General features: G+C 43.9%; 22 protein-coding genes. 15 read left to right on the forward strand and 7 right to left on the reverse strand.

The window, feature by feature from the left end; genetic code table 11:
- Nucleotides 1-218 precede the first annotated feature (218 nt).
- Both B3R91_RS07315 and B3R91_RS07320 read left to right on the forward strand, forming a co-directional pair.
- Nucleotides 219-794 carry a TerD family protein gene (locus tag B3R91_RS07315; RefSeq protein ID WP_068408067.1) on the forward strand — a complete coding sequence of 192 codons (576 nt, stop codon included), beginning with the start codon at nucleotides 219-221 and terminating at the stop codon, nucleotides 792-794.
- 279 nt (nucleotides 795-1,073) lie between these two features.
- Nucleotides 1,074-2,135, forward strand: a complete 1,062-nt coding sequence (locus tag B3R91_RS07320; protein WP_286797008.1) for a DUF475 domain-containing protein — start codon at nucleotides 1,074-1,076, stop codon at nucleotides 2,133-2,135.
- Nucleotides 2,136-2,280: 145 nt separating this feature from the next.
- On the opposite strand, the gene B3R91_RS07325 is transcribed toward B3R91_RS07320, so the two are convergent.
- A complete protein-coding gene (locus B3R91_RS07325) occupies nucleotides 2,281-2,940 on the reverse strand; it encodes a 7-cyano-7-deazaguanine/7-aminomethyl-7-deazaguanine transporter (RefSeq protein ID WP_068408071.1) in 660 nt (219 codons plus the stop codon).
- A 327-nt stretch (nucleotides 2,941-3,267) separates the two neighbouring features.
- Between B3R91_RS07325 and B3R91_RS07330 the strand changes: the two genes are divergently transcribed.
- From B3R91_RS07330 to B3R91_RS07340, 3 genes are all read left to right on the forward strand, one after another.
- Entirely contained in the window at nucleotides 3,268-3,843 is a 576-nt protein-coding gene (locus B3R91_RS07330) for a TerD family protein (protein ID WP_068408073.1), read from the forward strand.
- A gap of 184 nt (nucleotides 3,844-4,027) precedes the next feature.
- On the forward strand, nucleotides 4,028-4,780 hold the full coding sequence (locus B3R91_RS07335; protein WP_286797009.1) for a TIGR00266 family protein: 753 nt from the start codon (nucleotides 4,028-4,030) through the stop codon (nucleotides 4,778-4,780).
- A 127-nt stretch (nucleotides 4,781-4,907) separates the two neighbouring features.
- The gene (locus B3R91_RS07340; RefSeq protein ID WP_286797010.1) at nucleotides 4,908-5,516 is read left to right on the forward strand and encodes a TerD family protein; all 609 of its coding nucleotides are present in this window, start codon (nucleotides 4,908-4,910) and stop codon (nucleotides 5,514-5,516) included.
- A gap of 106 nt (nucleotides 5,517-5,622) precedes the next feature.
- On the opposite strand, the gene B3R91_RS07345 is transcribed toward B3R91_RS07340, so the two are convergent.
- Nucleotides 5,623-6,876, reverse strand: a complete 1,254-nt coding sequence (locus tag B3R91_RS07345; RefSeq protein ID WP_286797011.1) for a TerD family protein — start codon at nucleotides 6,874-6,876, stop codon at nucleotides 5,623-5,625.
- Nucleotides 6,877-7,176: 300 nt separating this feature from the next.
- On the opposite strand from B3R91_RS07345, the gene B3R91_RS07350 reads away from it, so the two are divergent.
- The 5 genes from B3R91_RS07350 (at nucleotide 7,177) to B3R91_RS07370 (ending at nucleotide 13,079) form a co-directional block, all read left to right on the forward strand.
- Nucleotides 7,177-8,340, forward strand: a complete 1,164-nt coding sequence (locus tag B3R91_RS07350; protein ID WP_286797012.1) for an ATP-grasp domain-containing protein — start codon at nucleotides 7,177-7,179, stop codon at nucleotides 8,338-8,340.
- Nucleotides 8,341-8,382: 42 nt separating this feature from the next.
- Nucleotides 8,383-9,669, forward strand: a complete 1,287-nt coding sequence (locus B3R91_RS07355) for a phosphoribosyltransferase domain-containing protein (protein WP_286797013.1) — start codon at nucleotides 8,383-8,385, stop codon at nucleotides 9,667-9,669.
- Between the two features lie 122 nt (nucleotides 9,670-9,791).
- Entirely contained in the window at nucleotides 9,792-10,613 is an 822-nt protein-coding gene (locus B3R91_RS07360; RefSeq protein WP_286797014.1) for an HAD hydrolase family protein, read from the forward strand.
- An 82-nt stretch (nucleotides 10,614-10,695) separates the two neighbouring features.
- The gene (locus B3R91_RS07365) at nucleotides 10,696-11,853 is read left to right on the forward strand and encodes a cysteine protease StiP domain-containing protein (RefSeq protein WP_286797015.1); all 1,158 of its coding nucleotides are present in this window, start codon (nucleotides 10,696-10,698) and stop codon (nucleotides 11,851-11,853) included.
- A gap of 149 nt (nucleotides 11,854-12,002) precedes the next feature.
- Nucleotides 12,003-13,079 carry an HpcH/HpaI aldolase/citrate lyase family protein gene (locus tag B3R91_RS07370; protein ID WP_286797016.1) on the forward strand — a complete coding sequence of 359 codons (1,077 nt, stop codon included), beginning with the start codon at nucleotides 12,003-12,005 and terminating at the stop codon, nucleotides 13,077-13,079.
- Between the two features lie 179 nt (nucleotides 13,080-13,258).
- Here the strand turns inward: B3R91_RS07370 and B3R91_RS07375 are convergent, their stop codons facing one another.
- Complete coding sequence (locus B3R91_RS07375) at nucleotides 13,259-14,071, reverse strand: alpha/beta fold hydrolase (RefSeq protein ID WP_286797017.1); 813 nt, start codon at nucleotides 14,069-14,071, stop codon at nucleotides 13,259-13,261.
- A 327-nt stretch (nucleotides 14,072-14,398) separates the two neighbouring features.
- On the opposite strand from B3R91_RS07375, the gene B3R91_RS07380 reads away from it, so the two are divergent.
- Nucleotides 14,399-15,196, forward strand: a complete 798-nt coding sequence (locus tag B3R91_RS07380; protein ID WP_286797018.1) for an enoyl-CoA hydratase/isomerase family protein — start codon at nucleotides 14,399-14,401, stop codon at nucleotides 15,194-15,196.
- Nucleotides 15,197-15,293: 97 nt separating this feature from the next.
- Here B3R91_RS07380 and B3R91_RS07385 read toward each other — a convergent pair whose 3' ends face one another.
- A complete protein-coding gene (locus tag B3R91_RS07385; protein WP_286797019.1) occupies nucleotides 15,294-15,740 on the reverse strand; it encodes a PACE efflux transporter in 447 nt (148 codons plus the stop codon).
- A 229-nt stretch (nucleotides 15,741-15,969) separates the two neighbouring features.
- Nucleotides 15,970-18,573, reverse strand: a complete 2,604-nt coding sequence (gene acnB / locus B3R91_RS07390) for a bifunctional aconitate hydratase 2/2-methylisocitrate dehydratase (protein ID WP_286797020.1) — start codon at nucleotides 18,571-18,573, stop codon at nucleotides 15,970-15,972.
- Nucleotides 18,574-18,908: 335 nt separating this feature from the next.
- On the opposite strand from acnB, the gene B3R91_RS07395 reads away from it, so the two are divergent.
- The 4 genes from B3R91_RS07395 to B3R91_RS07410 all read left to right on the forward strand — a co-directional run bounded on the left by B3R91_RS07395 (nucleotide 18,909) and on the right by B3R91_RS07410 (nucleotide 22,925).
- Nucleotides 18,909-19,304 (forward strand): carboxymuconolactone decarboxylase family protein, encoded by a 396-nt coding sequence (locus tag B3R91_RS07395; protein WP_286797021.1) that lies wholly within the window; start codon nucleotides 18,909-18,911, stop codon nucleotides 19,302-19,304.
- Nucleotides 19,305-19,500: 196 nt separating this feature from the next.
- Nucleotides 19,501-20,544 (forward strand): lipoyl synthase, encoded by a 1,044-nt coding sequence (gene lipA / locus B3R91_RS07400; protein ID WP_068406192.1) that lies wholly within the window; start codon nucleotides 19,501-19,503, stop codon nucleotides 20,542-20,544.
- A 140-nt stretch (nucleotides 20,545-20,684) separates the two neighbouring features.
- Nucleotides 20,685-21,071: a hypothetical protein gene (locus B3R91_RS07405; protein ID WP_286797022.1), complete on the forward strand. Its 387-nt coding sequence runs from the start codon at nucleotides 20,685-20,687 to the stop codon at nucleotides 21,069-21,071.
- Between the two features lie 159 nt (nucleotides 21,072-21,230).
- Nucleotides 21,231-22,925 carry an alkaline phosphatase D family protein gene (locus B3R91_RS07410; RefSeq protein WP_286797023.1) on the forward strand — a complete coding sequence of 565 codons (1,695 nt, stop codon included), beginning with the start codon at nucleotides 21,231-21,233 and terminating at the stop codon, nucleotides 22,923-22,925.
- 146 nt (nucleotides 22,926-23,071) lie between these two features.
- Here the strand turns inward: B3R91_RS07410 and B3R91_RS07415 are convergent, their stop codons facing one another.
- Both B3R91_RS07415 and B3R91_RS07420 read right to left on the reverse strand, forming a co-directional pair.
- Entirely contained in the window at nucleotides 23,072-23,449 is a 378-nt protein-coding gene (locus B3R91_RS07415; RefSeq protein ID WP_102077848.1) for a hypothetical protein, read from the reverse strand.
- A gap of 238 nt (nucleotides 23,450-23,687) precedes the next feature.
- The gene (locus tag B3R91_RS07420; RefSeq protein WP_286797025.1) at nucleotides 23,688-24,737 is read right to left on the reverse strand and encodes a pyridoxal phosphate-dependent aminotransferase; all 1,050 of its coding nucleotides are present in this window, start codon (nucleotides 24,735-24,737) and stop codon (nucleotides 23,688-23,690) included.
- Nucleotides 24,738-24,770: the final 33 nt, after the last annotated feature.

Genomic DNA, 24,770 nt, shown 5'->3' on the forward strand with positions numbered 1-24,770 from the left:
AAGCAGCATTTAAGCCCAGTCTTTTCCAGTCCGTCTTAGCGTACACATAACTATGACCCAATCAGCTTTGATTGGGTCATTTTTTGTTGCTATGATAGAACGTTACTAGCAACCGTTAAGCGACAGATTTTTAACCGCTTTAATCCCACTTTTGCTAGCGTTTTGATTTATATACAAACTATCAAACCCCTAATCACTCTAATAACAAGGATAATCTCATGGCTTTATCATTAAATAAAGGCGGTAATTTATCGCTCACCAAAACTGACCCAAATTTAACCAAGCTACTTATCGGTCTTGGTTGGGATGAGCGCGCAACCTCTGGCGCTGAGTTCGACCTTGATGCCAGCGTGTTTTTGCTAAATACCGCTGGTAAAGTACGCGGCGATCATGACTTTATTTTTTACAACCAGCTAAAATCTGACAATGGTGCAATCGAACATACCGGCGATAACCGCACGGGCGAAGGCGACGGCGATGATGAAGTCGTCAAAGTAAACCTGACCCAAGTGCCTGCTGATGTCGATAAAATCGTCGTTACGGTCACGATTCATGATGCTGCTGCCCGTAGCCAAAACTTCGGTCAAGTCGCCAATGCCTTTATCCGAGTGGTCAATGAAGAAACTGGCACGGAAGTGGTACGTTTTGACTTAGCAGAAGATTACTCGGTGGAAACGGCAATGGTGTTTGGCGAAGTCTATCGTCATAACGGTGAGTGGAAATTCCGCGCCGTTGGTCAAGGCTATTCAGGCGGCTTACAAGCCATGTGTCATCAGTATGGCGTCAATATCTAACTCGATATTAACCTCTGCGAAAAACTTAGCCCATACTAAAAACAATGCCTAGACATAAATACTTCCGAAACTTAGGACAATATGGCAGCGTTATCACTTGTCATTCTGCCAGTAAAATATGGTTGCAAAATAGTCACAATTATTCCTAGCTAAAAGACTGGTAATGCTTTAAGTTTCGTTTAAAATTAGGCAAAAAAGTGGTTAGCGATAACCACTTTTTTTGTGGTTTGTGTTTATAATAGACCGACTTTAGCTTTACGCAACCAGACAGGATATGTCATGAGACATTTTTATTTAGACTTTATCTTTACCGCCATTGCATTAGCGATCGCGGCATGGTGGGGATATTCACATGGCGGGATGGGTGGTTTGATCGCAACCTTATCTATTACCGCTATTTTGGCCGTCATGGAAATCTCATTATCATTCGATAATGCAGTCGTTAATGCCTCAGTCCTCAAAGGCTGGGATGAGTTTTGGAAAAAGATATTCTTAACCGTTGGTATTTTGATTGCTGTATTTGGGATGCGCTTGGTATTCCCAATCGTTATCGTAGCAGTGACGGCTGACCTTGGCGTTATGCAAGTGGTCGATTTGGCCTTAAACGATCCTAAAGAATACTCAGCCAGACTATTGGCTCACCATGCTGAAATCTCAGCCTTTGGTGGTATCTTCTTATTACTCGTGTTCTTAAACTTTATCTTTGATGATAAAGAAGTGCACTGGTTTAACTGGCTTGAAAGCCGTTTGGCAAAGCTTGGCAAAGTAGATGCCATGAGCGTCTTTGTCGCGCTTATCGTGTTGATGATTGCCGTATCATTTGCTGACCCTGAGCAATCCGCCGCGGTATTGATTGCAGGCGTTTGGGGTATCTTAATATACCTTGGCGTACAAGTGGTCTCGGGTATGCTAGAAGGCGACCTTGAAGAAGACTTAGAAAACGCTGAAGCTGGCTCAGGTGCAGCAGCGACCAGTGCGATTATGAAAGGGGGTATTATCGGCTTCTTATACCTAGAAGTCCTTGATGCCTCATTCAGCTTCGACGGCGTGATTGGCGCCTTTGCGATTACCAATGACGTTATCGTGATTATGCTCGGTCTAGCAATCGGTGCGATGTTCGTACGTTCGATGACTATTTTCTTAGTCGATAAAGGCACGCTTGATGAGTTTGTCTATCTTGAGCATGGCGCGCATTATGCCATCGGCGCTCTAGCCATCATTATGCTATTGTCGGTGAAATTCCATGTACCAGAGATTATCACTGGTCTGATTGGTATTGCCTTTATTGGTTGGGCGTTTGTCGCGTCACTCAATTATCGTAAACGCCAAGCGCTTGAATAAAGAAATAATTGTCGACGTAATACTTAGACTTATTCAGATTATTAAATCACAGGTCATCACCATTATTGGTTATGACCTGTTTTTTATAGTGGCTATAAAGAATAGAATTGTGAGCAGGGATTAGCTTAGGCTATTAATTTTCGCTCTACTTATCGGCTAGCATTTTTTGCAATTTCGCCAGTATCACGCCATATAAAGGTAAAAAGATAAGCACGCCCATCACTATTTTAAACAGATAGTCCATCGCGCCAATCTCAACCCAGTGCGTTGCCATAAAAGCATCTGGGCTTTTATAAAAAGCGATGGCAAAAAAGCAGAAGCTATCGACCAAATTACCAATAAACGTCGATGCTAGGGGTGCAATCCACCACGTTTTAAGCTGGCGTAACTTATTAAAGACTTTGATATCTAACAGCTGTCCAATGACGTAAGCACTAAAGCTGGCAAGGACAATGCGAAAGACAAATAAATTAAAATCGAGCAGATGCTCATGACCGACGAACTGTCCATCTGCAAATACGACCGAAAAATAGTAAGAAATAGCGAGCGCTGGCAGCATGGCAAAGAAAATAATGCGTCTAGCGAGATGTTGACCAAAGATGCGTACGGTCAAATCCGTAATTAAAAAGATAAAAGGAAAAGTAACCGCCCCCCATGTGGTAATAAAGCCAAATAGCCCGACCGGTATTTGCACTAAATAATTACTAATGGCGATGATAAAGATATGCAGGCTGACAAGCCAGAACAACGCACGGCTATAACGAATGGATGAAGCGGGATTGGTCGAAATGGTACAGGTATTCATAAAGGAGGCCTTTTTTTGAGTCAGGGTGGAGGGAACCTGAGCGCGCTATTATAAATGATAATAAGATAAATAGCTAAAATAGGTCAGACATGCTCGTAACATCCTCTTATATAAGCAAAAATATAACTGTCAGATAGGCACACAAAATACACCTTGCTTAGTAAGCAAACGCTTAGTATAGTAAAACGTAATGATAGGCAGGTTATGGCGTACAGGTCGATTTATTGACCTTTTTGCGCTGAAATACTTACGCGTAAATAGCATGACTGCCCTATTTTTATTTTATAAAATCAAATCCACTTAATTATTAATCCAAAGGATATTTATATGGCTATTAGCTTAACAAAAGGCGGCAACGTAAACTTATCAAAAGAAGCTCCAGGCTTAACCAACATTACCGTTGGTCTTGGCTGGGATCCACGCGCTACTGATGGTCAAGAATTTGACTTAGACGCCATTGCCTTTTTGGTAAACGAAGCAGGCAAAGTGCGTAATGACCAAGATTTTATTTTCTTTAACAATCTAAAGTCGGACAATGGCGCGGTTGAGCACACAGGTGACAACCGTACGGGCGAAGGCGACGGTGATGATGAAAAAATCAAAATCAATCTTGCTAGTATTCCAGCAGATGTGAGTAAAGTCGCTATCTGCGCCATCATTTATGAAGGTCAAGCGCGTAACCAAAACTTTGGCCAAGTCGGCGACGCTTATATCCGTGTAGTCAATGATAATGGTCAAGCCGAAATCGCCCGTTATGACCTATCAGAAGATGGTAGCACTGAGACAGCGATGATTTTTGGTGAGTTATACCGTCATAACGGCGACTGGAAATTCCGCGCTGTTGGTCAAGGCTTTAGTGGTGGTCTAGGCCCATTAGCCTCTTCTTATGGCGTCAACGTTTAACGCTCTATAAGATATTTGTAAGACTACTATCGCAATCGACTATTTGATTGCAATAATCAATAAGCCATCAGGTGTGCCTGTCTAAAGCATTTGATGGCTTTAAATGTAATTGGTAGGCTTAAATTACAGATGCTCATTTTTTATAAAAAAACATTCAAGATATTAGAATAAGGATTTGCACCCCATGGCAGCGACGTTTAGCTTAATCGGCACCATTGAACCTTTTTTACATTGTAACTTAAAAAAAGGCGATTCGATTTATTGTGAAGCCAATGCCATGGTGATGATGGAGTCGAACCTTGAGCTTAAAGGTAAGCTACAAGGCGGTCTTATGCAATCACTGATGCGCCGCTTTGCCAACGATGAATCCTTATTTCAACAGCAGATTGAAGCTGTCAATGGTGAAGGTGATTGTCTGCTAGCACCGACGCTTGATGGCGATATGCAAATCATCGATTGCGGCGCGCAGCAATATACCTTGAGCGATGGCGCGTTCGTTGCCGCACAAACAGGCGTCGATATCAGAGCCAATATCCAGCGTAACCTCGGCGGTGCGGTCTTTGGTGATACCGGCGGCTTTATGGTGATGCAAACCCAAGGTAAAGGTCAAGTTGTCGTTTCTGGTTTTGGTTCGCTATTTGAGATTGATGTGACGCCTGATAAAGACGTCATCATTGATAATGGCCATGTGGTCTGTTGGGATTCAAACCTTGATTATAAGCTGTCAGTCTCGACCAGTAAGAAAAAAGGCATCATGAGCAATATTATCAATTCGGTCACCAGTGGTGAAGGCATGGTTTTAAACTTCTCAGGAACGGGCAAAGTTATCATCTGCTCACGTAATCGTGACAGCTATCAAGGCTGGTTACAAAGCATCTTAGGTACGAGCTCAGGCGGTCGCGGTGGCAGCGGTGGTTTTTTAGATAATATTTTATAATTGAAGTTGCATTCTATCATTAAAGTCATCGCCAAGATTGAAGCTCTAAAGCAGTGCAGAAATGAAGAACTAAAAACAAACACTAAAAATTCATTAATCCCCTCACAATTATTATAAGGATTTTACCATGGCAGTTAGTTTACAAAAGGGTCAAAAAATCTCCCTCAGCAAAGAAGCTGGCGGTGAGCTTACGCAAGTAAAATTGGGTTTAGGCTGGGACGTCTTTCAAGGACCACAAGAGAAAAAAGGCGGCTTCTTAGGCAAGTTATTTGGCGGCGGTACGGGCGGCGACTCGATCGATTTAGACGCTTCATGCATTATGTTTGATGCCAATAAACAAGCGGTCGATGCGATTTGGTTCAGTCAGCTAAAATCAAAAGATGGCAGCATCGTCCATACTGGCGACAACCGGACAGGTGACGGCGACGGCGACGACGAAGTCATTAACGTTGATTTATCAAGAGTGCCCGCTGACGTAATGTCACTGGTTTTTACGGTCAATAGCTTTACTGGTCAGACGTTTGAAACGGTAGAAAACGCCTTTTGCCGTATCGTCAATGCCAATAACAATCAGGAAGTTGCCCGCTACAATTTATCAGCGCAAGGTGGACACACCGCAATGATTATGGCAAAAGTCTATCGTCATAATAACGAGTGGAAAATGCATGCCATCGGCGAAACTGCTGCTGGACGTACCTTTCATGATTTGATGCCTGCTATCACGCCGCATGCTTAATTCATTGCAGATCCACTTGTAAGACTGTTAGTAATCTATAAGCAATCAGCCCGTCTACTGTAATAGACGGGCTGACTTTTTTTATTAAATAATACTCTTAAAGCACTTATTTACGCCCACGCTTCCAGCTAAAACCCCAATTAAAGGCTTTGTCCATTTCTTGGTGACCTTGAAAATATTGATTGATACGTTCGACGTTAATACTGCCTTGCTGATTGACCAAACGCGCAATCGCACACATGGGCAAGTTACCTGTGCCTTCTGTCAAACGAGTTTCAATCGGCGGCTGATCTGGCACATGAATGGTCACAACGCCATCGGTTTGCGCCCAATTTGGTACACCTTCGTAAATAAAAGCAAAGATAAACACTTCTTCAATCTGCGACCACTGTTGCCCATTGATATCTAGCCACTCACCGCCACTGACTTGTCCGGTTCTATCATCGGCACGGAGCAACACATAAGGCGCTGATTGTAAGTTACCAAAGCGATTGCCCAAGGCCTGAATCAGCGTTTTTTCACCATTTTTCAGATGAATCATCGCCCCAACATCAAGGTCAATACCACTAACTTTATGCTGCTTAAATAGGTCGCCTAGCAAGCCTTTTTTAGGCGCTCGTGTACTATTATCTGGACGTTGATTCCAGTTGAGGTTGACAGAGATTTTACCAAAATCATCGCGTTTCTTTAGATTGATGCTAGTTTGGTTCTTGGTTAAGGTGATTTTACTGAGATTGATTGACGGATTTTGAGCAGCGCTAGGAATTGGCGGCGGCGTAGTTGTTTGCGGCGCACTACCCGCTTTTTGCGTGTTGATTGGCTTCTGCGTATTGATTGGTTGAGCTTGAGCTGGCGCTTCATCAGCAATCTCTACACCGAAATGTTCAGATAAGGGCTTTAGACCACCTTCAAAACCTTGGGCGATAAAACGGAACTTCCAGCTACCTTGGCGACGGTAGCATTCTGCAAGGATAATGGCTTTTTCATTACGTCCAGCAGCACTTAACTGACAAGTCATCAGCACTTGGCTGCCTTGCAAGACTTGAACATCCACATCGCCGACTTGCGCCAGTGTTTGCGCACTAGAAAACGCAAGGGCTATCTTGTCGATACTCGCTGGCTGCGCAGGTAAATTAATATCAAAAAATCCATCGCTATCATGTCCACGGAAGCTTACACTGCCATCATCGCTACGCGTCTGCCCATAAAATATCATGTCGCCATCGCCGCGTACTTTACCGTCAGTCGTCAGGCGATAAGCGGCGCAATCGATGGCGCTTTGGCTTAAAATACGGATGCTAATGTTATCGGTTGGCAGCGGCGCATTGGCACCAGCAATCAGTTTTTGAGGTTGACTCATCATTTATCCTTTAGGTTATTTATTATTTGTTGATATGGATGCTGTTGACTATCGCACTATAGTAGCATGGATAACAGCTGATTTTTACAGCGCACGCCCGTTCAACAAAGCGTTAACCAGCCGGCAAAAACATTTTTACAAATCCTTAATGCTATTTTGTTAGCAGTATTTATAACGCTTAGCATTTGTATATAATAGTCTCTATTTTAGGTAATATGATAACGCGCTGAACGACTGACCCTCTTTAAAACTCAATTCTAGTTGTTGCACTCTATAAATTTTAATAACGCTGAGAGAATTATGAAATCCCCTGCTAACCAAAGCCCTCACACAACGTCTACTACGCCATCTGCCGTTTGGTTAGCGGAAGGTCAATCAAGCCAGCGCGATATGCTCGCCAGCCTACAAGCATTAAAAGCCCAATCTGAGACGCCATTTAACATTATTGCTTCACACCGTCATAATAGACCTGAGATTTTTGAATTTGCCGATAGCGTATATCATGAGCCCTCTGCAAGCGCTGCAGATAGCGATGAGCAAGCAGAGCTTGAGTCTGCTGAGCCAGTAATGCCGCGTTGGCAGTTTGTCTTAGAGCAAGCCAAAAATAACAACGTTAAAGTGCTACTCACGGGGCGCAATGGCATTGATTATGAAGCGCAGCGGGAAGCATTTGAGGCGGCGGGTATTCGTTTATTAACTGGCGCGACAAGTGTGGCGGCGTTAGAAGCGATAGATGATAAGTTTGCCTTTATGCAGCAGTGTCATGAGCATGATATTCCCGTCGCCGAAGCGTGGCGCTTTGATAATGTCGCAGAGCTTGAGGCGTTACTTGCTAGGCACGGTCATCAGCCTTTATGCGTCAAACCGGTGACAGGTATTTTCGCTCAAGGGTTTTGGCGACTTGATACCGACAAGGAAGCTGACGCACGATACGATAGCTTTGAACATTTGTACTTTACCGAAGAGAAAAAAATCAATACCACGCAGTTTATCAATGCTTATGCCAACAGCCTAATGGTGCACGAGCGCCCAATTCCTATGTTGCTGATGCCTTATTTGTCAGGGCAAGAATACTCTATCGATGTCGTCTGTGAATACGGCGAAGTATTGGCGGCTGTTACCCGTTATAAAACAGGCAAAATCCAGCATATCGGCTACGAGCAAGCGGTCATGGATGTGGTTACTCCACTGATTAAAGCGTTTGGCTGTGATGGTATCGTCAGCGTACAAACCAAGGCCGACGATGACGGGCAGCACCGCGTACTTGAGATTAATAGTCGCCCCTCTGGTGGTATCGGTTACACCACTCATAGCGGTGTAGATTTAACCCAAGTTGCATTTGGCAATTGGCTCGGCTTAACCACTAAGCCGAAGCTTGCAGATATTACGCAGCAAATCATGCCGTGCCAAGTACGCTCAATTATGGTTAGCGTAAAGATTGAAGCAGAAAATGCTAGCGAGTAAGTAAAAATAAAGACAAAAAATTGTAAGACCAAAGGAAAATAAATGCCAAATAAGCAACACAGTACGACCATCACCCTACCACGCGGCACTCTTGATTTAACTTATCAAACCAATTCAGCCACTGCAAAAGATGGAACAAAGCCAAGCAATCACTATCAATTAGAAGACTTGCTTGGATTTGCGCAGCGCATTAACCCTAAACGCGCATTTTTATTCGTCTCAAAAGTCTTAGGTCGCCATATTCCAGTTGCGCCTGGCACCATGCGTCATGCTTTTACGGATTTGGCAAACTTAGTACCAGATGATTTGCCTGAACCCATTTTGGTCATCGGTATGGCAGAGACTGCCGTTGGCTTATCTGCTGGCGTACACCAAGCGCTACAAACTCGCTATCCAAACGCTTTATTGCTTAACTCTACCCGTCATGCGCAACATGATGGCAATCATGACAAAAACAGCCACTCTTTATTGACTACGTTTAGCGAGGATCACAGTCACGCCAGCCAGCATTTGATATATCAAAGTGCAGATACAGTAACCCAAGCGCAGCTACTAGCGAGCAAAACCTTGATTATGGTGGATGATGAAGCGTCAACGGGCAATACTTGCGTCAATGTAGTCACCGCCCTCCGTAACGCAGGTCTTGACCAGTTACAGCAAGTCCATCTGACCACTTTGGTCGATTGGTCATTAAATCAGAACCAGAGTCACGCAAACGCCGATGACACTATCGCGACGCGCTTATCAAATATCGAATTTCATCGTCATCACTTGTTATCTGGTGCATGGACATGGACGGATGCGCCTAATCCTGAGCCGATTACGATGCCATCGGTTGACACGACAGAATCTGGCAGTCATACGCTAGGCGATACTGGCAATTGGGGGCGCTTCCCAACCTTAGACAGCACGGATGGTTTTGCTTTTTATCTTACGAAGTTTCAAGCAGCATTTAACCTTTTTAATCAGCAAGCCCAATCTGAAAAAGCCTCGTTTGAGAAAGAACAGTTGCCACAGCGGATTTTAGTACTGGGCAGTAATGAGTTTGTTTGGTTGCCGTTTTTATTGGCAGAATGGCTTGAGACGCAAACTCAAAACGCTACGGTTAAGTTTAGTGCATTAACCCGCTCGCCGATTGCCCTTGGGGGCGCGATTACTACGATGCTCAGTTTTAGCGATAACTATGGGCTTGGTATGACCAACTTTGCTTATAATGTTGAGCCTAGCGATTGGGACTTGATTGTCTTGTGCGTGGAAACATCGGCGGATAGCGTCGATGAGATGTGGAAAGATTTGGATAATGTGTTGGTGGTGAGTCCGACGCTTTAAGCTGCTTTATAAAAGTTAGCTTACCAAGGCTATCTTATAAAAGCTGTCCTATTAAAACTATCCTTTAAATCCTACTTTGTTTCTTATATCTAACCCTTACGCACGCTTTTATGGCAAATACTATGACTAGCCCATTTTTTCAAGCCAATCCCGATATTATTAAACCTTATGCGTTGATGGATTTGGACGATACACTTTTTCAAACCCAACGTAAAATCGATACGTGGGATTTACCTACTGCTGAAGCCAAAAACTTAGTTTGTGCCACGATCAACAAACAAGGTGAGCCGTTAAGTTTTATGAGTCAGCGTCAAGCCGCATTCTTTAATTGGTTACTAGCTAGCACTGATCTAATCGTAGTGACAGCACGCGATCGCAGTGAAATAAAACGCGTTAAGCTGCCTTTTGATAGTTGGCAGGTCTTAACACACGGTGCCATTATTCTTGATAGAGACGGTGCGCTACAAGCCCAGTGGCAACAGCGTATGCATAGTCAGCTTGCACCACTACAGGATAAGTTGCAGCAGCTTAGCCAATTATTTGCCAATCACAGTAAAAATGACAATAGCCAGCTGGTATTTACACCGCATATCGATCACTTTAATAATGGTTCTGCTAATGAAAAATTGACTATTTACCTGGCTATTAAGCATGGACAAAAAGACCATCAAGCGCTAGTAGAGCTCGCTAAAAAGTTACCAACGTTAATACGTGATTTTGAGCAAGATTTTTATGTGCATGTGAATGCGAATAATCTGGCGATATTGCCGCACGCGGTTCATAAATGCCATGCGGTACAGTTCTTATTAGACCAGCATTTAGACACTCAGCGTCCAAGTTTTGGTTTTGGTGATAGCTTGGCCGATTTACCATTTTTGCAATTGCTTGACTGGTACGGTATGCCCAATCATGGTCAGCTACATGAGCGCTTTAGCTCGCAATAGTTTTTAAATAACAGCAATAGTAGTAGAACTCATTTTTGTAAGTAGAAACCATCTTATGACCCATCCTATAACGAACCCTAATATGCGAAAAATCCAGGAATACGGCTCGGGCAGCTATCTTGCTAGCGATGTGACTGTGCTGCTTAATATCGTTGATAAAAACGCCGTTGCTGATGTGCCCGTCAGTCAAAAAGAAGCGCTCATCCAAAGTGGCCAGCGCCATTATTCTGATATGTTAACCTTAGAGAATGCGCCAACTGCCATGCATGAGCAATTGTATCAGCAGGCATTAGCGCAAGGTACCACGAGAACCGCGACAGATATTGTTAACTTGGCTTATACGCTACATCATATTTTTCAGCAAACGGTAAGTCTTCAATGTCCATTAATATTAGTCAGCTTAGTACGCGCAGGTTTACCCATTGGCGTATTGTTGCAGCGGGCATTAGCAGATGCTGATAGCAGCTATGCGCTGCCAAGTGTGCATTATGGTATCAGTATCATTCGCGATCGCGGACTTGATCCAGTCGCGCTGCAGATGATATTGGACGCTCATCCAGACAGCACCATCATATTTGTCGATGGCTGGACGGGCAAAGGCGCTATTTATCAAGAGCTGGCGCGTAGCTTAGACGCCTTTAGTGACCCTAATCATCCAAACTTTGCCAATATTTTTCATCAAGGTGAGAATGTTATTCCTCTATTAACCCTTGCTGACCCCGCAGGCGTTGCTTGGTTGGCGGCAAGTGAGGAAGATTGGCTGATTCCATCAGGTTTATTAAACAGTACGGTATCTGGGCTGATATCACGCAGTTTATATACCGAGCCACAATCGGGGCTACATCGTAGCGTCTTTTATGATAACTTGGTTGCGGTAGACCATAGCCTAGCCTTTGTTGATCATATTGATAGCACGCGGCGTGCATTGTCTACGTCTCCACAATACTTGCAAACGTTTGAGCAACCACGCTATCAGACTGCGGATTTAATTGATACGCTGGCAGTAGAGTATGATATTAGCAATCGCAACCGTATTAAGCCGACCATTGCAGAGGCGACACGGGCGATATTACGCCGTGATCCTGAGCGCATCTTGCTGGCCACCGCCGATCATCCTGATACGGTGTTATTGCGGCATTTATGTAGCGAGCGTGATATCAATATCACGGTATTAGGTGCTAAAATACTCCCCTATCAAGCGATTACGCTGATTAAGCAGCGGGCAACAGATCGCTCATGATTTATTAATGTATTGATGCCTTGATGTATTGATGTCTTGCGAAAGAAATGCATTAATACTGCATCAGCAGCGCTGTTTTTATCATACGTCCTTACGCTATGAGCCTCCCTCTATAAACCATTCATTTATCACTATCTACGATGCCAACTATGTCCGATATACCGCACAACGAGTCCAACCTTTATAACAACAATCAGTCTTACGCCCACCTGATTACTGAGCGTCATGCGATGCTTAAGCCGCTTACCCATCATCCGTATCAGTTGGGTGCCAGTCTTTACATGCCTGCGACGCGGCAAGATATTTGGCAGGTCATTACGCGTGAAAAATTACCGTCCATTAACAGTATTATTATCTGCTTAGAAGATGCGGTCAGCCATGGCGATGTTGAGTTGGCGCTCATACGTCTACAAACGCTGCTACATACGTGGGCGGCGCATGTCGATAGTATTAATGACCCTGCAAAAAAAGATGACATTCAATCAAAAGCGCAAACTGCTCAACCAACCAGACCACTAGTCTTTATTCGCCCGCGTCATCCGGCGATGCTAGAGCAGCTGGCAGATTTTGCCCATATTGATTTGGTCGACGGTTTTGTGATGCCAAAAGTCGATATGTATAGCTTGTCTAATTGGCGCATGGCATCTCAGAATTTAAGCACTGAGCATTTATTGATGCCGACGCTTGAGACGGCAGCGCTCTTTAATCCTCATCACAATCAAGAATTGGCGATTGGCTTTAAAGAAGCCTTCAGCCAGCCCGTTTTTGCCCTGCGTATCGGTGGTAACGACTTATTTGCCGCACTGCGTTTACGCCGTCCTAAAAATAGCATCGTTTATGATACCCCGATTGGTACGCTCGCCTATCAGCTGCTTGGCTGCTTTGTACCGCATGGTTTTTATCTTACCGCACCGGTATTTGAATACTTAGAACAGCCAACGCTGTTTATGAAAGAGCTGATGCGTGATGTAAACTTAGGACTGGTCGGCAAAACGGTCATTCACCCAAGCCAGATTGCGTTGGTACAGCAAGCGTATTGCGTGCCTTTAAGTACCTTGGATGAAGCGCAGGCAATCTTGCATAGCGAGGCAAAGGCGGTCTTTAAATATAACGATACCATGCTTGAGCCTGCCACGCACCGTGCATGGGCCACCGAAATAGTCAATCGCGCTGAGGTTTTTGGTACTCTTGATGATATTAATAGCGACTATACGACCCGCTTATAAATAAAGACATTAGCCTGATTCCTTTATCGTATGTTTTTAAAACTGCCGCTTTAACGTTAATCTGTTAAATGGTTTCAATAAAAAAGCCGTTATCCTATTTAAGATAACGGCTTTTTTTCGTATAAACACTTTATTAATTGCTATGTCTGATTCAAAACTGGTTCCAATCTCGCTCAAAGTTAGACACAGTTGGCTAAAAAGGTATTAATCACTTTATTAACCTGCTCCGGCTCTTCTACCGTCGCTGTATGTCCAGCGCCTTTAATAACCGCAAGCTTTGAGCCTTTAATGGCAAAATGCATGCGCTCCGCTTTTGAATAAGGCGTTGCCACATCTTCATCACCAACGATAATCAATGTCGGCGTGCTAATCTCGCCTAGCTGATCGTAAGTGCCCGAGCGTTCAATCACACCTGTGGTCGCCTTTACGACGCCATCTTTACGATTGCCTTGTAACATCGTGAGCCACGCTCTACGGTCAGCCTTACGCGACTTATCGTTCAAAAAGCTACTGCCAAACATAATAGGCATGACTTTTTGACTGACGCGTTTCATACCCAGCCAGCGGATAACCTTCATCAATTTGCGATACTGCGGGACGTTTTTTGGGTCTTCAGGGTCTGCTGACGTTTCAAGTAAGGTCAGCGATAACAGTAGCTCCGGACGTTTGAGCGCGATACGCTGAGCGACAAAACCACCCATCGATAACCCTAAAAAATGGCATTTATCAATATCTAGCGCATCCAATAACGCTAGCGTATCTTCGGTCAGCGTCTCCATATCATAGCCTGATTTGCTAATCTCAGACTGACCTTGTCCACGAAAATCAAATGTAATACAGCGGCAGCCAGATTTAAAGTATTCCACCTGCTTATCATACATCCGCGTATTCCACAGCAGCCCATGGGCAAAGACCATCACTGGTTTTTGCTTATCATCCGGCGCGCTGTCTTCATAATAAATATCAACGTTATTCACATTTATCACTGGCATAATTACTTCCTTGTTTGTTGCTTATTGATTGCTTGTTTGGTTAACGAAATCCTTAACACTACTGATGTTTAGCATAATGCACCAAGCAAATACTTCATAGCGTTATTTTTGTACGGCAGATAGTATATATTTATTAAAATAAATATATAACAAATAAGGAAAACTCACATATTTTTGTCCGTACCTTTAGCGCCCACAAAACTCGCTTTTATAATCATAACAAGCTGCTATAGTAATCAGCTTGCATGACTTGTTACACCTTGTCCATTATAACGTCCATTGTTATCCGCAATGCTTATCTAGAACTTCTTACTAAGGAAACCAACCATGTCACAACCTTTGGTCGAATATCACAGCGAAAACCATATTGCCACCATTACCATGAATGACCCTAAGACGCTAAATGCCTTTAGCACACCATTAAAAGGCGCGGTTATGGATGCGCTTGACCAAGCTGATCAAGATGCCGACGTACGCGTGATCGTGCTGCAAGGATCAAACAATAATTTCTCTAGTGGCGGTCATATCGGTGAGATGTTAGAGAATGGTATGGAGTCTGAAGCACTCGTGGCAAAGCTTGATTTTATGCTCAGAGAAGTGGCAGAAGTGAGCCTAAAACTGCGTAATATTCATAAACCCATTATTGCCAAATTAGAAGGTGCCGTCGCGGGTGCTGGGATGAACTTGGCATTAACCTGTGATTTCCGTATTGCCGCTGACAATGCCAAATTCGTGCAAGCATTTGTCAATATCGGCTTGATTCCAGATGCGGGCGGCATTTACTTACTCAATCAATTGATTGGCGCGGCGAAAACGACTGAGCTTGTGATGCTGGGTGAAAAACTCACTAGCGAAGATGTCGCGCGTCTAAACTTAGTCAATAGCGTCGTGAGCAAAGATGAGCTTGACGCCAGCGTACTAGCATTGGCAACGCGCCTAAGTAATTTACCAGGCAAGGCACTGGCTTCGATGAAGCATATGATTAACGTACATGCTTTTTCAGGCTTAAATGAAGCACTCGATATGGAAGTTGACCAACAAACTATGATGGCAAAAACCGCTGACTTTGCTGAAGGTATCACCGCCTTTATGGAAAAACGTCAGCCCGTTTATCAAGGTAAATAAAAGTTTATAACGCTATCTTCTGGACTATCAACAAAAAGGCTGCCTAATTTAATAGCAGCCTTTTTGTTGGGTCATTTAATACGATTCATCTCTGTATTTATGAAGAAACAGAAGCGCTCTTATCGTAATGCGGTAAGGTGAATATCTTGTCAAAACCTAAGGTAAATACAAAGGTATAAACCAAGAAAAATAGCAGTAACGCCGCCTCCATCATAAAGGCTTTGATTAAACCAACGTCATACCAAATCATATATAGCGGTAGGCAAATCAATACTAGACCGCCTTCAAACCCTATCGCATGAGCGCTGCGGATTAATAAGGTACGCTTTTTAACCTGCTTGCGCCGCTCCCACGCTTCAAAAGCAGTATTGTATAAAAAGTTCCAAATCACAGCGGCTAATGACACCATCACCGCAACGGGTAACGACTCTGCCGCATCGCTACCACTAAGTTTCATTAGTACAAAGGTAGAAGCAATAATAGCGATAATTTCAAAGATGGTCACATAGACAATACGACGTTTGAGTGAGGATAAAGTAATCAACCAAGACTCCAAAACACTTAGCACTTAAGTATAAACAAAAAGTTGCTTAGTAAAGTATCGGTCCGTCCCGAGATAGAAATGAGAAAAATTGCAGAGCCACGGATTCCGCCTGCCCCTATATTATACATAAGATAGTATGGAAAATCAGCCATCACTCATAGCAAAAAACCCCGCATCATCACGATACGGGGTTTGTTTTCAAAAAATTAAGAAGCTTTCGAATGAAAAACTAGGTCAACTGAGCCACGTTAATTTTGTCCGCTTCTTCAGTGTAATCTTCCATACGGTCGAAGTTCATGTATTTATAAACTTCATCACCCATGCTGTTTAGCATGCCAGCGTATTGCTGGTATTCGTCGTTGGTTGGCAATTTACCAAGCACCGCCGCTACCGCTGCAAGCTCTGCAGACGCGAGATAGACGTTTGCGCCTTGACCTAAACGGTTCGGGAAGTTACGCGTAGATGTTGATACCGCCGTAGATTTCGGTGCGATACGTGCTTGGTTACCCATACATAGTGAACAACCTGGCATTTCAGTACGAGCGCCAGCTTGAGCATAGATGTTGTAATAACCTTCTTCCATCAACTGACGCGCATCCATCTTAGTCGGTGGCGCAATCCATAGACGAGTCTTGAGGCTTCCTGCTGGTACATCTTGTAGCAGTTTACCCGCAGCACGGAAGTGACCAATGTTGGTCATGCATGAACCAATGAATACTTCATCAATGGTATCACCAGCGACGTCAGCCAATGTCTTAGCATCGTCTGGATCGTTCGGGCAGCAAAGAATTGGCTCTTTGATCTCGCTCATATCGATAGTCATATCGATGGCGTATTCTGCATCTTCGTCAGCACGCATGAGGCTTGGGTTCGCTAGCCATTCTTGCATTTGCTCAACGCGACGGCTGATGGTACGCGCGTCACCATAACCTTCTGAAATCATCCACTTAAGCAAGGTGATGTTTGAGTTTAGATACTCAGTTACTGATTCTTCAGACAAAGTAATGGTACAACCAGCAGCACTACGCTCAGCTGACGCATCAGACAATTCAAACGCTTGTTCAGCGGTTAGGTCTTCTAGACCTTCGATCTCTAAAATACGACCATTAAACTCGTTGATTTTACCTTTCTTATCAACGGTCAAATAACCTTCTTTGATGGCTTGATAAGGAATCGCATGGACCAAGTCACGTAGCGTGATACCAGGTTGACGCTCGCCAACGAAGCGCACACGCACAGATTCAGGCATATCAAGTGGCATCACACCAGTTGCCGCTGCGAATGCAACCAAACCAGAACCGGCTGGGAACGAGATGCCCATTGGGAAACGCGTGTGCGAGTCACCACCAGTACCAACGGTATCTGGAAGTAGCATACGGTTCAACCACGAGTGAATGATACCATCGCCCGGACGTAAGCTGACGCCGCCACGGTTCATAATAAAGTCAGGTAGTGTATGCTGAGTCTCAACGTCAACTGGCTTTGGATAAGCAGCGGTATGACAGAATGACTGCATCACTAGGTCTGCTTGGAAACCTAGGCAAGCCAAATCTTTTAGCTCGTCACGAGTCATCGGACCTGTGGTATCCTGACTACCAACTGTGGTCATTTTTGGCTCACAGTACATGCCCGGACGGACGCCTTCTAGGCCACAAGCTTTACCAACCATTTTTTGTGCTAGAGTAAAGCCTTTACCGGTATCCGCTGGCTCTTCTGGTTTAGCAAAGACGTCTGAATGACCAAGACCCATATATTCACGCGCACGGTTGGTCAAACCACGACCAACGATTAATGGAATACGGCCGCCTGCGCGCACTTCGTCAAGCAAGGTTGGCGAGTTTAGCGTAAAGGTTGACAATACTTCGTCAGAGTCGTGCTTAGTGATTTTACCTTCATACGGATAGATGTCAAATACATCGCCCATGTTTAGGTTATCAACGGCAACTTTTTCGATTGGCAAGGCGCCAGAATCTTCCATGGTGTTAAAGAAGATAGGAGCGATATTGTTACCAAGCACTAAACCGCCACCACGCTTGTTTGGTACGTTCGGAATATCTTCGCCCATTAGCCAAAGTACCGAGTTGGTTGCAGACTTACGGCTAGAACCGGTACCGACCACGTCGCCAACATAGGCAAGTGGATGACCTTTTTCTTTTAACGCTTTGATTTGCTTCATTGGACCAACAACGCCCTCTTCGTCAGCAAAGATGCCGTCGCGAGAGTTTTTGTGCATGGCTAATGAATGCAATGGAATGTCGGGGCGGCTCCACGCGTCTTGGGCTGGTGACAAGTCATCGGTGTTGGTTTCGCCAGTGACTTTAAAGGTGGTATAAGTGGTTTTCTCTGGCACTTCAGGACGGCTTAAGAACCACTCCGCGTCAGCCCAAGATTGCACCACTTCTTTAGCAATAGCATTGCCAGCTTCGGCTTTTTCGGTCACGTCATTGAACGCGTCAAATACGAGTAATGTTTTCTTTAACGCATCAGCAGCTTCTTGTGCGACTTCCGCGTCGTCTAATGCTGCAACCAATGGCTGAACGTTGTAACCACCTTGCATAGTACCTAAGATTTCAACGGCTTTTTTCTTGCTGATAAGTGGTGAAGTCGCTTCGCCTTTAACAATAGCAGCTAAAAATGCAGCTTTAACATAAGCGGCTTGGTCAACACCGGCAGGAATACGGTTTTCTAACAAGTCCATCAAGCACGCATCTTCACCCGCTGGTGGGTTTTTAAGTAGCTCTACCAATTCTGCTACCTGCTTCTCATTTAGTGGAAGTGGTACAGTCCCTAGCTCAGCACGTTCTGCGACATGTTTACGATAAGCTTCTAACACAATAGTCGTCCTCGTCGGTTGGTGACCAGTACATCACGTGAGTAGTCAGGATGACAGCCTACATCGATGTACTGCATTGAATAGTTATCCGTGCAATCATAGCTCAAAACGCTCAAAATGTTAATGGCTGAGCCGTGAAAAGGCGCAGAATAACGCCATATTGGACATTTATTATAAAAATAGTGCCATAACCAATATGATTGACGCGGTTAAATAAAAACCGTGTGCCTGCTATACTCTGACAACCTCAGAACTTATCAGATGTTTTACGTTAGCGAATTTTTAGATGCGACTTGATAAAACACACTTTACCAATAAATATTAAGGATAATAAGATGGACGATAATGCCAATTATCATAATGGTCTAAAAGTTCGTACCGAAGTGATGGGCGAGCAACATGTCAAACGCTCGCTCGATTCGGCGTCCCCATTTACCCAGCCGCTGCAAGACTGGATTATCGAACATGCTTGGGGCAGCACGTGGCAAGACGACACCATATTACCGCGCAAATATCGCTCATTAATTACCATGGCTTTCTTAATTGCGCAAAAAAGCCCCAATGAGCTCAAGGGACACATCCGAGGAGCAATTAATAATGGCGCCAGCGTCGCTGAAATCCGAGAAGTACTGATGCATAGCCTGCCTTATTGCGGCGCACCTGCTACCCAAGAAGCGTTTCGCGCAGCCATAGATGTGCTAAATGACATGGACATTGATATCAATAAATAAAACTAGGGTAAAGGTGCGCTTCGTAGTAGTCTTATTAGTGATAAAACCTTATTTAGCCTTAGTAGCTTTTTTGATTGTCTTAACAAGATTGCCCAAAAAACCTTGAGCCATTATCTGCTATAATAGCTGCATCCATAAAACATTCTAATAATGCCAAAAACCCTTATCATATCAAGGGTTAAGAGAACATTTGATTATGACAAACGCCGTACAAACCCATGTCCCCGCTGCCCGTGCAAAACCGAAAAAAGCCATCCAAGGCGAAAAGCTACGTGGCTACGATAAGGTCGCGCGTATCCCAATTAAAGTGATTCCGACCGTCGAGGCAAAGAAAAAGCCTGATTGGATTCGGGTTAAAATGTCGTCACCTGCGGAAGTAGCTCGTATCAAAGCCACTCTTCGTGAACAAAAACTTTATACTGTCTGCGAAGAAGCCGCTTGCCCGAATCTGCCGCAGTGCTTCGCTGATGGTACGGCAACCTTTATGATTATGGGTGATATCTGTACCCGTCGCTGCCCGTTTTGTGATGTCGGTCATGGTCGTCCAAATGAATTGGACAAAGACGAGCCACGCCATACCGCTGAGACCATTCAAGGTCTAGGTCTGAAATACGCAGTGATTACTTCAGTTGACCGCGATGATTTAAAAGACGGCGGTGCTGGACATTTCGTTGAAGTTCTCAATGAATCGCGCGCGCTAAGCCCAAATTGCTTGATTGAAATACTAGTGCCAGATTTCCGTGGGCGTATGGAAATAGCCTTAGATTTATTGACTGAAACCGCGCCAGATGTGTTTAACCACAATATCGAAACCGTGCCGCGTCTGTATAAAGCCTTCCGTCCAGGCTCTGACTATCAGCATTCATTAGATTTGCTTAAAATTTATAAAGAGCGCCGTCCTGATATCGCCACCAAATGCGGGTTTATGGTTGGACTTGGTGAGACCGAAGAAGAAATCTATGCTCTGCTTGACGATTTAAAAGCCCATGACGTCGATATGATTACCATTGGACAGTATCTGCAACCTAGTAAGGATCATGCGCCAGTTGATCGTTACGTACATCCAGACGAATTCCAGCGTTATATGGACTATGGTAAAAAGATTGGTTTCTTTAGCATTTGGGCCGGCCCAATGGTACGCTCAAGCTACTTTGCCGATCGTCAATACTATGGTGAAGATTGCCCAGCACCAATTCGTAGCAAAAAAGCGCTTGAAGCAGAAGGTAAGCTTGGCTGCTAGATTCTAAAACCTTTATACCTATAAAAAAGAGACCTATCATGGTCTCTTTTTTTGTGTTTATTTTTTATCTTTATCGTTATAGTCTGAAAAATCTGTAGAATAAAACCGCTACCAATATCGATAACCTTAAAAGAAAACTTATGAAAAAACTATTTGCTTCGAGCATCGTTTTTGCCACATTTGTCCTAGCTGGCTGTGCCACTTCTGATATGAATACCAATGCTGGCACGGCCATCGGTTCGGCAAACGAGATTGGGATGAATATCTTTAAAGCCGCTATTGATAAACAATGCCGCAGTCAGATTGAAAAACAAAATGCTTGGCGCATTGCTAGTGTGGCGATGACGGACGCCCAAGAGGAAGAGATAAAAGGTCGAGTTTGCGGCTGCGTCAGCGAGCAAGCGCCGCAGCAAGTGACCCTCGTTGAACTTGGCAATGCGGCAATTGATGCCAACTATCGCACCCAACTGGTCACTAAAGTGGTAGCAAAAACGCTGCAAAGCTGTTATGGCAGTACCGTTAAATAAGTAGCTGAAAAATAGATGCTGGATCAGCGACTTGACTAAAGGGCTTATTTCACGAAATAAGTTGGGTTATTAATTGCACAACCCAACTTATTCATATAGTTTATTTACTATTGTGAATGATAAATGGAATTTATCTTTAACCCATGTCAAGGATGACTGATGAAAAGACGTGCATTTATAAAACTTGGTGGTCAGGTAACGATAGCCGGTACTGTGTTGACTCAGCTCAGTGCTTGCTCATCAGATGATGACGACGTTAGGCCACCAAATAACCTCGATGGTTTAGATGGTTTAGATGACTTAGGCTATCAAGGTGCAGCACCTTTTGTGCATGGTATTGCCAGTGGTGACCCGCTCCAAGATCGGGTCATACTATGGACACGAATTACCAATGACGGCAGTATCCAAGCCGCCAGCATTCCTGTTGCTTATAGGGTAGCAACAGACCCAGCGCTGAAAAACATCGTTACTCAAGGTCGCGCAATAGCGACAGCGCAATCCGACTTCACCGTAAAAGTCGACCCTAAAAACCTACAACCCAATACCACTTATTATTATGCTTTTAAAGCACTAGGCTATCACTCTCCTATTGGTCGCACACGCACCATACCACAAGCAGACTTGCCAGCAAGCGAAGTTGATCGTGTGCGCTTAGCCGTGGTTTCCTGCTCAAACTATGGCTTTGGCTACTTTAATGGTTATGCCAATATCGCCAAGCAAGCCGATATCTCTGCCGTCATACATTTGGGTGATTATATCTATGAGTATCCAGAAGGCTTTTATCGTGATAACGATTTAAAAGAAGAGCAACCGCTAGAGCCAAAAAGCGAGATTATCAGCTTAGAGGATTATCGTCGCCGCTACGCTTGCTACCGTACCGATGTCGATTTGCAAGAATGTCACCGTCAGCATCCGTTTATCGCTGTTTGGGACGATCACGAAATCGCAGACAATTCATGGAAAGGTGGTGCAGGTTTTCATACTGAGAGTAAAGGCAGCTATATAGAACGCAAAATGTCGGCCGTGCGCGCTTATCATGAGTGGATGCCTATCCGCGATGACAGTAGCAACGAGCTAGACAGTCAATTACGCATCTATCGACGTTTTGAGTTTGGTAAATTATTCGATTTAAACATGCTAGATACGCGCATATTTGGTCGCGAAAAGCTTGATGCCAAAGCCAGCAACGAGCCTGAACGTCAATTATTAGGTCTTGAACAAGAAAACTGGCTCTATTTAAAGATGCTCGAAGGCAAACGCCGACAAGCAACATGGCAAATACTCGGGCAACAAGTTATTTTAGCGCCATTTAAAGGCACTTTTGCCACCAATTCTGGCGATATTTGGAATGGGTATGCCAGTGCACGCACACGTTTGCTCAACTTTATCGAAGAAAATAATATCTCCAATACGGTTGTTTTAACTGGGGATTATCATGCTTCCTTTGCATTTGATATTGCAAAAAACCCTTTTGAAGCAAGTAGCTATAATCCTCTAACCGGCAAAGGTTCTTTAGCTGTAGAGTTCGTCTGTCCGGCATTGACGTCTTCGCCCTTTCCTGAAACCGCAGGTGTTGAGCTAAACCCGCATCAGAAATTTAACAATCAGACCGAACGTGGTTATATGCTCCTCGATATCACTGAGCAGGCGTTTCAATGTGAATGGTATTATACGGACACCTTAAAAAAACGAGATGATAGCGTTAGATTTGCAAAAAGTTTGCTTACTCAAACCCAAACCAACCACTTAATTGATGGCAGTCAATCGCGCCCGCTTACTAACGTCGCTGCCCTATCTGATGCTAACAAATCTATTATGGCAGTGAAAAAGTCTGCCGTTTTAAGTGGCGCTTAGCACAATATGCTCCGCACAGTATTTTGCATACTTAAGGTAAAAAAATAGTAGCCAAAAAAAAGGGTGAATCATATGATTTACCCTTTTTTATTACTCATTTAGCTAATGGGATTTATGAAATACTGACGTACTTATGATTAGTCAATTTATAACTCATTGCTAGGCGTTGGACGAACGGGCAAAGACGCGGTCGATGGCAATATTTTACTGCGATGAAAATACTTAGATGAGCCGTCGATTATCTTATTTACTTCTTTGACCAAAGCATGGATGACATCATCATAAACGCCATGATATAACTCGGTCTCAAATGCTGTAAAAGGATGCTTACGCGATGCCGAACTGACTTCTGTCACGCCCTGCTTACTATAAAAAATGTCGACGCGGCCATCACTATTTAACACACAATTCAACTCTCCACCTTCAAGCGCCATCTCGATACGCTCAGGCATAAAAATATAATCATCCACATCCATGAGCTTTTTTTCTACTTCTCTCTTAAAAAAAGATTTGATATCAAACATACATACACCATTTGTCTTAAAATTTTAAAAACCTTTAGCACGTCTATTCTTATGGTCTTTATGGTATGCGTCTCGCATATTTACTTATGATAAATCGTGCTTTATTAACTTATCCTATAAGGTGTACGGATACTTTTTAAGACAGAATATGTAAAACTGCGTTTGATGTTGGTAAAAAAAAGACGCCGTCTAAGCGTCCCTTCTTTTTTGGTAAATCCAATCATACGATTGTGCGTAATTACACCCAGCCTTTTTCACGAAATAACTGTAACGTCTTAATAACGACTGTCATCTCTTCGGGTGTGCCAAGTGTGATGCGGTTAAAACCTGGCATCGAAGGGAACTCGCGACCAACGGCAATACCATGTTCGAGCATACGATCGATATAGGTTTGCACGTCACCCTTGACTTCATAAAAAATAAAATTGGTTTGCGAAGGTAAATAGCGCAGCCCCAGCTCATCGAGCGCTGTCTGCATCATTTTTCTTGCTTGATTGGTGGTTTGTAAGCTATGCGCCGAAAACGCCTCGTCTTCTAGCGTTGCTATTGCTGCAACCGCACCTAACATGTTGATATTATCAGTAGACATCAAAGACCCAATGTCTGCAATCATCGGCGGATTGGCAATCGCATACCCGACACGCAAGCCTGCAAGCCCAAATAATTTTGAAAAAGTGCGCACGACAATCAAGTTATCTGATAACCCCTCTTTTATCCACTCAACGCCACTCTCAAAACTGGGATCGGTGATGTAGCCAAAGTAGGCTTCATCCACTAAGAAATAGTGGTTTTTCGGCGCATTTTTTATCCACGCTTTGAGCGTATCCGTTTCGGTAATGATAGCGGTTGGATTATTAGGATTGCACAAATAAAAAAGACTGATACCGTCAAATTGAGCAGCCGCTTTTTGTAGATTATCAAAGTCTAAATCATAGTCATCGCGCGTTAATGGCACTTTGACTACTGGAATATCTAATGAGCGTGCATACAGCTCTGCACAGCCGAAAGTTGGGTCTGGAATAATTAGCTGAAACCTTGTATCTGTTTTTAATGCTTTGTCATGCAGCATTTGCACCACTGCTCTGATACTCTCAATTGAGCCATTGCCCAATAAAACCTGATTTTCAGGTACGCCGTTGAGAGCCGCTACTTTACTCTGCAGCGTAACGCGATGTTTATCAGGATAGCGAGCAGCGCCAGCTAAAGCATTAGTGATGGCTTCTTTGGCAGCGTCCGACATGCCTAAAGAGTTTTCATTAAAGTCTAACTTGAGTAATTTAACCCCAATTCGGGATAAGGGCTCAAAAAAAAGATAAAAAAA

Source organism: Psychrobacter sp. UBA6291, assembly GCF_002439405.1.
Lineage (GTDB): Bacteria > Pseudomonadota > Gammaproteobacteria > Pseudomonadales > Moraxellaceae > Psychrobacter > Psychrobacter faecalis.

What these genes read in the sequence shown, in the direction of transcription:
- B3R91_RS07315 (WP_068408067.1), top strand. Translation starts at nt 219, where the DNA reads ATGGCTTTATCATTAAATAAAGGCGGTAATTTATCGCTCACCAAAACT.
- B3R91_RS07320 (WP_286797008.1), top strand. Translation starts at nt 1,074, where the DNA reads ATGAGACATTTTTATTTAGACTTTATCTTTACCGCCATTGCATTAGCG.
- B3R91_RS07325 (WP_068408071.1), bottom strand. Translation starts at nt 2,940, where the DNA reads ATGAATACCTGTACCATTTCGACCAATCCCGCTTCATCCATTCGTTAT.
- B3R91_RS07330 (WP_068408073.1), top strand. Translation starts at nt 3,268, where the DNA reads ATGGCTATTAGCTTAACAAAAGGCGGCAACGTAAACTTATCAAAAGAA.
- B3R91_RS07335 (WP_286797009.1), top strand. Translation starts at nt 4,028, where the DNA reads ATGGCAGCGACGTTTAGCTTAATCGGCACCATTGAACCTTTTTTACAT.
- B3R91_RS07340 (WP_286797010.1), top strand. Translation starts at nt 4,908, where the DNA reads ATGGCAGTTAGTTTACAAAAGGGTCAAAAAATCTCCCTCAGCAAAGAA.
- B3R91_RS07345 (WP_286797011.1), bottom strand. Translation starts at nt 6,876, where the DNA reads ATGAGTCAACCTCAAAAACTGATTGCTGGTGCCAATGCGCCGCTGCCA.
- B3R91_RS07350 (WP_286797012.1), top strand. Translation starts at nt 7,177, where the DNA reads ATGAAATCCCCTGCTAACCAAAGCCCTCACACAACGTCTACTACGCCA.
- B3R91_RS07355 (WP_286797013.1), top strand. Translation starts at nt 8,383, where the DNA reads ATGCCAAATAAGCAACACAGTACGACCATCACCCTACCACGCGGCACT.
- B3R91_RS07360 (WP_286797014.1), top strand. Translation starts at nt 9,792, where the DNA reads ATGACTAGCCCATTTTTTCAAGCCAATCCCGATATTATTAAACCTTAT.
- B3R91_RS07365 (WP_286797015.1), top strand. Translation starts at nt 10,696, where the DNA reads ATGCGAAAAATCCAGGAATACGGCTCGGGCAGCTATCTTGCTAGCGAT.
- B3R91_RS07370 (WP_286797016.1), top strand. Translation starts at nt 12,003, where the DNA reads ATGTCCGATATACCGCACAACGAGTCCAACCTTTATAACAACAATCAG.
- B3R91_RS07375 (WP_286797017.1), bottom strand. Translation starts at nt 14,071, where the DNA reads ATGCCAGTGATAAATGTGAATAACGTTGATATTTATTATGAAGACAGC.
- B3R91_RS07380 (WP_286797018.1), top strand. Translation starts at nt 14,399, where the DNA reads ATGTCACAACCTTTGGTCGAATATCACAGCGAAAACCATATTGCCACC.
- B3R91_RS07395 (WP_286797021.1), top strand. Translation starts at nt 18,909, where the DNA reads ATGGACGATAATGCCAATTATCATAATGGTCTAAAAGTTCGTACCGAA.
- lipA (WP_068406192.1), top strand. Translation starts at nt 19,501, where the DNA reads ATGACAAACGCCGTACAAACCCATGTCCCCGCTGCCCGTGCAAAACCG.
- B3R91_RS07405 (WP_286797022.1), top strand. Translation starts at nt 20,685, where the DNA reads ATGAAAAAACTATTTGCTTCGAGCATCGTTTTTGCCACATTTGTCCTA.
- B3R91_RS07410 (WP_286797023.1), top strand. Translation starts at nt 21,231, where the DNA reads ATGAAAAGACGTGCATTTATAAAACTTGGTGGTCAGGTAACGATAGCC.
- B3R91_RS07415 (WP_102077848.1), bottom strand. Translation starts at nt 23,449, where the DNA reads ATGTTTGATATCAAATCTTTTTTTAAGAGAGAAGTAGAAAAAAAGCTC.